Origin of the sequence: Clostridium sp. 1001283B150210_160208_E6 (assembly GCF_015669365.1) — a bacterium.
Lineage (GTDB): Bacteria > Bacillota > Clostridia > Clostridiales > Clostridiaceae > Clostridium > Clostridium paraputrificum.
Map to the genome: position 1 here is coordinate 1 of NZ_JADPAA010000028.1, position 8,954 is coordinate 8,954.

The 8,954-nt window shown below is 29.5% G+C and carries 5 protein-coding genes; all 5 read left to right on the forward strand.

Features of this window, described 5'->3' with window-relative positions:
- Positions 1-276: 276 nt before the first annotated feature.
- The 5 genes from glgB to glgD all read left to right on the forward strand — a co-directional run bounded on the left by glgB (position 277) and on the right by glgD (position 8,546).
- Complete coding sequence (gene glgB / locus I4V16_RS17015; protein WP_111938239.1) at positions 277-2,205, forward strand: 1,4-alpha-glucan branching protein GlgB; 1,929 nt, start codon at positions 277-279, stop codon at positions 2,203-2,205.
- Complete coding sequence (gene glgA, locus I4V16_RS17020; RefSeq protein ID WP_111938240.1) at positions 2,174-3,607, forward strand: glycogen synthase GlgA; 1,434 nt, start codon at positions 2,174-2,176, stop codon at positions 3,605-3,607. Before glgB ends, glgA begins: the two co-directional genes overlap by 32 nt.
- 16 nt (positions 3,608-3,623) lie before the next feature.
- Positions 3,624-6,059 carry a glycogen/starch/alpha-glucan phosphorylase gene (locus tag I4V16_RS17025; RefSeq protein WP_049179368.1) on the forward strand — a complete coding sequence of 812 codons (2,436 nt, stop codon included), beginning with the start codon at positions 3,624-3,626 and terminating at the stop codon, positions 6,057-6,059.
- A gap of 200 nt (positions 6,060-6,259) precedes the next feature.
- On the forward strand, positions 6,260-7,420 hold the full coding sequence (locus tag I4V16_RS17030; protein WP_049179367.1) for a glucose-1-phosphate adenylyltransferase: 1,161 nt from the start codon (positions 6,260-6,262) through the stop codon (positions 7,418-7,420).
- Positions 7,421-7,442: 22 nt separating this feature from the next.
- Positions 7,443-8,546: a glucose-1-phosphate adenylyltransferase subunit GlgD gene (gene glgD / locus I4V16_RS17035; protein WP_049179366.1), complete on the forward strand. Its 1,104-nt coding sequence runs from the start codon at positions 7,443-7,445 to the stop codon at positions 8,544-8,546.
- Positions 8,547-8,954 lie beyond the last annotated feature (408 nt).

Sequence of the window (8,954 nt, forward strand, 5' to 3'; positions counted from 1 at the left end):
CGAACAGGAAAGTTAAGCTCTATAGCGCCGATGGTACTGCATGGGAGACTGTGTGGGAGAGTAGGACGTTGCCAAGTTATAAAAAGAATAGCAATAGCTATTCTTTTTTTGTTATATAAATTTATATAAAATAGGAAAAGGGATATGTTTTATACATATCTCTTTTAATTTATAACGATTGCAAATGATAAATCCCTATTTATTTAAAGTTTATTAATAAGTTTTCTTCTTTTTGAATACTATGTAAAGAACAGTACTAAAAAAGGAGGATTACGAATGGAGAATAATGAAATTTATATGTTTCATAAGGGAATGAATTATAAATCCTATAAATTATTGGGGGCTCATGTATGTGAATGTAATGGGATTAAAGGAATTCAATTCACAACTTGGGCACCTAATGCACAAGAAATGTGGATAGTTGGAGATTTTAATAATTTTTATGTGGATAACAAATATAAAATGAAACAAATATCTAAGGATGGATTATGGAGTAGATTTTTACCTAAGTTAGAAGAAGGTATTAAGTATAAATATGCTATAAAGACAATGGATAATAAAATTGTTTTTAAGGCTGATCCTTATGCTATATGTTCTGAAGTAAGACCTAATACAGCATCAATTGCATATAGGCCTAAAGAATACATATGGTCAGATAATAATTGGATTGAAGAAAAAAGAAAAAAGGATATATATAATACTGCTATTAATATATATGAAATTCATTTAGGATCTTGGAAAAGAAATAACAATGAGTTTTTAACATATGAAGAATTAAGTGAAGTGTTGCCAAACTATTTGACAGAAATGGGTTATAACTATGTTGAAATTATGCCTTTGTGCGAACATCCTCTTGATGCATCTTGGGGTTATCAATGTACAGGATATTATTCATTAACAACTAGATACGGAAATATTGAAGGTTTTAAAAGGTTAGTTGATAAATTACATCAAAATAATATTGGAGTTATTTTAGATTGGGTACCAGGTCATTTTTGTAAAGATGCACATGGCTTATATATGTTTGATGGAAGTCCAACTTATGAATATAAGGAGTATTGGAAAGCTGATAATAAAGGCTGGGGAACTTTTAATTTTGATTTAGGTAGGCCAGAGGTAAAAAGTTTCCTTATATCAAATGCTATGTATTGGATAAATGAATTTCATATAGACGGATTAAGAGTGGATGCTGTATCTAATATTATTTACTTAAGTTATGGAAGAGAATATGGTGAATGGGTTCCTAATAAGTATGGTACTGATTGTAATTTAGAGGGAATCCAATTTTTAAAAGATTTAAATACAGCAATAAAAGAAAACAATGAAAAAACTATTATGATAGCTGAGGAATCAACGGCATGGCCTAAGGTATCAGGAATGGTTAGTGATGGTGGCTTAGGATTTGATTTTAAATGGAATATGGGATGGATGAATGATGTACTTGAATACACTAGTAAAGACCCTATATATAGAAAGTATCATCATAATAAACTAACTTTTTCATTAATGTATAACTATTCAGAGAGGTTTATATTGCCCTTTTCACATGATGAAGTTGTACATGGAAAGAAGTCTTTAGTAGATAAAATGCCAGGAGATTACTGGAGCAAGTTTGCTGGGTATAGGGTACTAATTAGTTATATGCTTGGACATCCAGGAAAGAAGTTGAATTTCATGGGAAGTGAATTTGCTCAATTTATAGAATGGAGGGAATATGAGCAATTAGAGTGGAAGCTTATTGATATGTTTCCAATGCATAAAAAGACTCAAAACTTTATTAAGGATATTAATAAGTTTTATTTAAATAATAAAGCATTATGGGAATTAGATTATGATATAGATGGCTTTCAATGGATTGATGCAGATAATAAGGATCAAAGTATAGTTTCATTTTTAAGAAGAGGAAAATGTAAGGAAGATACTTTAATATTTATATGCAATTTTACTTCAGTAGTAAGGTATGATTTTAGAATTGGAGTTCCATTACAATCAGACTACGTAGAGGTATTTAATAGTGATGATGAGAAATATGGAGGGTCTGGACAAGTTATGACAGAAGTAAATTTAGTTCCAGAAGAAATAGAATTTCATAATCAACCATATAGCATAAAGATTAAGGTTCCACCTATGGCAACACTAATCTTAGGTATAAAAAAAGGGGGAGAAAATAATGATGAAAGTATTACTTGTAGCATCAGAAGCTAATCCATTTATTAAAACTGGAGGTCTGGGAGATGTTGTTGGGGCGCTTCCCAAAGCCTTAAGTAAAAAGGGGGTAGATGTAAGAGTCGTAATACCAAAATATAAAGGAATAAGAGAGGATTTAAAAAATAAATTTAGCTTTGTTAAATGGTTTATGGTGAAGGTTGGATGGAGAAATCAATACTGTGGTATTTTTGAATGCGCTCATAATGGAGTTAAGTATTACTTTATTGACAATGAGTACTACTTTGGAAGAGATGAAATATATGGATGCTATGATGACGGAGAAAAATTTGCATATTATGATAGGGCTGTCTTAGAGTTCATTAAGGAAATAGGATGGATACCCGATATCATACATTGTAATGATTGGCAAACAGGAATGATTCCAGTTTTATTAAAACTGGAGTATTCAAAAGATGAATTGTATAAAAATATAAAAACTATATACTCTATTCATAACATTTTATTTCAAGGAATATTTCCAAAAGAAGTTTTACCAGATTTATTTGGATATGATATGGAAGCATATAATAATGGAAGTTTAGAGTTTTATGAATGTATTAGTTTCATGAAAGGTGGAATTAATTATTCAGATAAAGTAACTACAGTAAGTTATAGTTATGCAGAAGAGATAAAAACTCCAGAGTATGGAGAGAAGTTGGATGGATTATTAAGAGAACATAATTATAATCTTAAGGGAATATTAAATGGTATAGATTATGAAGAATATAATCCTTATAAAGATTTTAATATTTATAAGACTTTTCAAAGTGATATATTAAGTGATAAGCAGGAGAACAAGATTAAGTTACAAGAAGAGCTTAGATTACCCATAGATAAAGAAATACCTATGATAGGTATTGTTTCTAGACTAACTAACCAAAAGGGAATGGATTTGATAATTAGTATTGCAGATAGGTTACTAAAGAATAATATTCAATTAGTTATAGTTGGAACTGGGGATTGGTATTATGAAGATAAATTTAAAAACCTACAATATAGATATAAAGATAAAGTGTCAGCAAATATAAGATTTGATAATATATTAGCTCACAAGGTATATGCAAGTAGCGATTTATTTTTAATGCCTTCTTTATTTGAGCCTTGTGGATTAGGTCAATTAATAGCGCTTAGATATGGAAGTATTCCTATAGTAAGAGAGACTGGTGGGTTAAAGGACACAATTTTCCCTTATAATCAATACAATGAATTAGGAAATGGATTTAGTTTTACAAATTATAATGCAGAGGAGTTATTGATGATAGTAGAGTATGCATTAAGCTTCTATACAAAAAAGGAGGAATGGAGCAGGATTGTAAGACAAGCACTTAATTCAAATAATAGCTGGGATAAATCAGCTGATGAATACCAACAGCTATATATGGAGGCAACAAGAACCTGATTATAGGAGGGATTAAATGTTGGCATTAGATAAAAATACATTTAAGGAAGCTTATGAGAATAAGTATAAGGATATTCATGGAGACGAGATAGAAAATGGAAATAACCTGCAAAGGTATGAAGCTTTAGGGAGCTTAATAAGGGATTATGTAAGCTGGTTATGGTTAGATACTAATAAAAGATACAATAAAACTGGAGAAAAGCAAATTTATTATTTCTCTATGGAATTTCTTTTAGGAAGATTGCTTGGAGATACATTAATGAATTTAGGTTTGATTGATATATGTAAGGAAGCTTTAGCAGAGTTAAATATAGATTTAAGGGATTTAGAAGAATTAGAAGAAGATCAAGGGCTAGGAAATGGTGGGTTAGGAAGATTAGCAGCATGTTTTCTAGATTCTATGGCATCTTTAGGGATAGCTGGACATGGTTGTGGAATAAGATATAAGTATGGATTTTTCGAGCAAAAAATAATAGATGGAAAACAAGTTGAACTATCAGATAACTGGTTACGTCAAGGAAACGTGTGGGAAAGAAGAAAGATTGGAAAAAGCGAAGTAGTAAAGTTTGGTGGAGAAGTTAAGGTAGAAAATATAGATGGCAGAATGGTATTTACTCAAATTAACTATGAACCTGTTTTAGCTGTTCCATATGATACTCCCATTGTAGGTTATGAAAATAATGTTGCTAATACATTAAGGCTTTGGAGCGCAGAAACTGTATCTAATGAATTTGATTATTCATCATTTAGTAGTGGAGAATATCTTAAAGCAATAGAATATAAAAACTCAGTAGAATCCATATCACAAGTATTATATCCTGAAGATTCATTTTATGAAGGAAAAATACTTAGGTTAAAACAACAATATTTTTTTGTATCAGCTGGCATCCAGAGTATTATAAGACACTATAAAACGCATGGTGGAGATATAAAATTCTTAGATGAAAAAATATCAATTCATATAAATGATACTCATCCAACACTTGCTATTCCAGAATTAATGAGAATATTATTAGATGAAGAGGGATTAGGCTGGGAAGAGGCATGGAGAATTACTACTAATATAGTATCATATACTAATCATACAATATTAGCTGAAGCTCTAGAAAAGTGGCCTATAGATATGTTCAAAAGCTTATTACCTCGTATATATATGATAGTTGAAGAGATAAATGAAAGGTTCTGTTCAGACCTTTGGAATAAATATATTGGACAGTGGAAAAAAATATCAGATATGGCCATAATATCAGATGGCCAAGTTAGAATGGCTAATTTAGCAGTTGTAGGTAGCCATAGTGTGAATGGGGTAGCAAAACTTCATACTGAGATTTTGAAGAAAGAAGAAATGAAAAATCTATATTACTTCTATCCTAATAAGTTTAATAATAAGACTAATGGAATTACTCATAGAAGATGGTTATTAAGAAGTAATCCAGGGCTTACAAATCTTCTTTGTAATACTATAGGAGATAGTTTTATAAAACATCCTACAGACTTAATAAATTTTGAAAAGTTTACTTATGATAAAGGTGTACAAGAAGAATTGGCAAGGATAAAGAAAAAAAATAAAGAGAGATTAGCAGAAAAGATTTATAAAAAGAATGGTATTATAGTTGATCCATCTTCTATATTTGATGTACAAGTTAAGAGAATCCATGGATATAAGAGGCAGACTCTTAATTGCTTAAGAATAATGGATTTATATAATAAGCTTACTAATAATCCTAATTTAGATATTCATCCAAGAACATTTATATTTGCAGGAAAAGCAGCGCCAGGATATTGTCTTGCAAAGAATATAATAGAGCTTATTAATGCTATAGCAGATAAGGTAAATAATGATCCATTAGTAAATAAAAAGATAAAGGTAGTATTTCTAGAAAATTATAATGTTTCATTAGCAGAGGAGATTATACCTGCAGCTGATTTAAGTGAACAAATATCCACCACAACTAAAGAAGCTTCAGGAACATCAAATATGAAATTTATGATGAATGGAGCTGTAACAATAGCTACTTTAGATGGTGCTAATATAGAAATTAGTGATGAGGTTGGAAATAATAATATATTTATATTTGGGCTTACGGCAAGACAAGTACTAAGCTATATAGAAAATGGAGGATATTCCTCACAAGATATATACAATAAGAACGAAAGTGTAAAAAATGTTATAGATGATTTAATTAATGGCAAATACTCTAATGATAAAGAAAAGTTTAGAAGTATATATGATCATTTAATAACTTTTAATGATGAGTTTTATGTCTTAAAGGACTTTGATTCTTATGTTGAGGCTAACAAAAAAGTAGATAATATTTTTAAAGATATGTATAAGTGGCAAGAAATTTGTGGCGCTAATATTGCCCATTCAGGAGTTTTTTCTTCTGATAGGACAATACAACAATATGCTACAGGTATATGGGGCCCTGAACTTATATATAAGAATTTATAATTAATATATTATGTAGAATAAATGTAAATAAAAAAAGGTTTAAAAGGATAAAAAATATTTAAAAGTGTGATAAATACAAGGTTTACAATGAAAGACCTTGTATTTTTTTTATGAAATAAGTGTAAATAATATGTATATTAGTATGATTGATTTCATATTGTTATAGTGAAGGACAAGAAGATTAGAAGGGAGAGAGATGATTGGGTAAGAGTGAGATAGTAGCAATGATTTTGGCAGGGGGGCAGGGGTCTAGATTAGGAGTATTAACAAAGAAGCTTGCTAAACCAGCAGTTCCATTTGGTGGAAAATATAGAATAATAGACTTTCCATTAAGTAACTGCTCTAATTCAGGAATATATACTGTTGGAGTTTTAACACAATATAAACCATTAGAATTAAATACTCATATTGGAATAGGAAGCCCATGGGATTTAGATAGAAGAGATGCTGGCGTAAGAATATTACCTCCATATCAAGAAGAAAAGGGTGGCAATTGGTATAAAGGTACAGCTAATGCTATATACCAAAACACAGAATTTATTGATAGTTATAATCCAGAGTATGTATTAATTTTATCTGGTGATCACATATATAAAATGAATTATGATGAAATGCTAGAAAAACATAAAAGTAGTAATGCAGATGCAACAATTGCAGTAATTAATGTATCAATTGATGAAGCAAGTAGATTTGGAATTATGAATACGAGGGAAGATCATTCTATTTATGAATTTGAGGAGAAGCCTAAGGAACCTAAAAGTACTTTAGCATCTATGGGCATATATATATTCAATTGGAAGATACTAAAAAAATATTTAAGGGATGATGAGCTAGATAGGTTTTCAAGTAATGATTTTGGTAAGAATATTATTCCAAAGATGATAAAAGATAATCTTAAGATGATGGCATATCCATTTGATGGATACTGGAAGGATGTTGGAACAATCCATAGCTTATGGGAAGCTAATATGGACTTATTAGATGAGAATAATAAATTAAATCTTTATGATAAAGAGTGGAAAATATATTCATCCAATCAAGTAAGCATAGCTCAATATATAGGAGAGGAAGCATTAATAAAAAATTCACTTATAGTAGAAGGATGCACTGTATATGGCAATGTAGAGGACTCTGTTTTATTTCAAGGAGTTAAGATAGGAAAAAAGGCAATCATAAAGGATTCTGTAATAATGCCTAATGCATTTATAGGAGATAATGTAATTATTGAAAAAGCTATTATTGGTAGTGATGCAATAATAAGAAAAGGTTGCAGAATAGGTGATGGAAATGAAATAGCTGTAATAGCATCTAGTGAAGAGGTTAAGTCAGGAAGTTTAGTAGAGGCCTGTAGTACAATATAAAACTATGGAAGGAGGGAGATTAATGAACAATTGTGTTGGAATAATAAACTTAGATGAGAATGAAAAAAGGATGGACGAGCTAGTTCGAAATAGACCATTAGCTTCGGTTCCTATTGCAGCTAAATATAGGATAGTTGATTTCGTACTTTCAAACATGACTAATTCTGGAATTGAATGTATAGGAATATTTACAAAAAATAAATCAAGATCACTAATGGATCACTTAACTAATGGGAGACCATGGGATCTTCATAGAAAGAAGGATGGGCTAAAGGTATTTAACTTTGGAGATGAGGAACCATTTGTTAATGATGTTGATAATTTTTATGACAATATAGAGTTTATAAAAAATAGTAGAAAAGATTACGTTTTATTAGCACCATCATATATGATATGTAATATTGACTATAGAGAGGCACTTACACATCATATAAATAATAAAAATGATATAACTGTTATATATAAAGATATAAATAATGCAAATAAATCTTTTCTTGGGTGTGATGTGGTAAATGTAGAGGAAGGTAAAGTTAAGTCTATAGGTAAGAATGTGGGAGAGGATAATTTAGCATCTATAAGTATGGAAATGTATATAATGCCTACTTATCTATTTATAGATATAGTAAATGAATGTGTTAAAAGGGGAAGTTATAAAAAAATAAAATCATTTATACATGATAACTTAGATAGGTTAAATGTAGGTTCCTATAAATTTAATGGTTATCTTTCTTGCATTAACTCTTTAACTAGTTACTACTATACAAATATGGATTTACTTAAAAGAAAAGTAAGTAAGGAGTTATTCTATAATGGTGGTACAATATATACAAAAGCAAAAGATGAAGCTCCAACTAGATATACAAGGGACAGTAAAGTGACAAATTCTATAATTGCAAATGGATGTTATATAGAAGGGGAAGTAAGAAATAGTATAATATCTAGATGTGTTTATGTAGGAAAAGATGTAACAATAGATGGATGTGTAATATTACAGGATGTTGTTATTGGAGAAAAAGCTAAGCTTGAGAGGATAATAGTAGATAAAGGCACACAGATATTAGAAGATAAAAATTATGTTGGATCTAAATCTTGGCCAGTAGTTATGAAAAAAAGACAATATATATAGGAATGAAAGAGCATGATAGTTGATATTATCATGCTTTTTATTATTTATTAATACATAGAAATGAAGATGTAGTAAGTTTTTACTAAACAAACTGAACCTGGTGTATCAATATTTAATAATTATAGAATTATTAAGAAAAATAGAAAAAGATATGAATAATTTAATTAAATAAGTAATATTATATTAATGATATTTTATTTATATGATAAGATATGATTCGTCGCTTGGTTGTGACGCCAACAAGTAAGAAAATAAATTAAAAAAACTTGTTGACAATAACAAAGTTAAGTGATAAGATAAGAAAGTCGCTTGAGTGCGACACACAAATTGGTCTTTGAAAATTGAACAGAATATAAAGTTAAAAACCAGCAATTCTTTTTTACGAGTAAACTTGAGAAATCAAGTTGT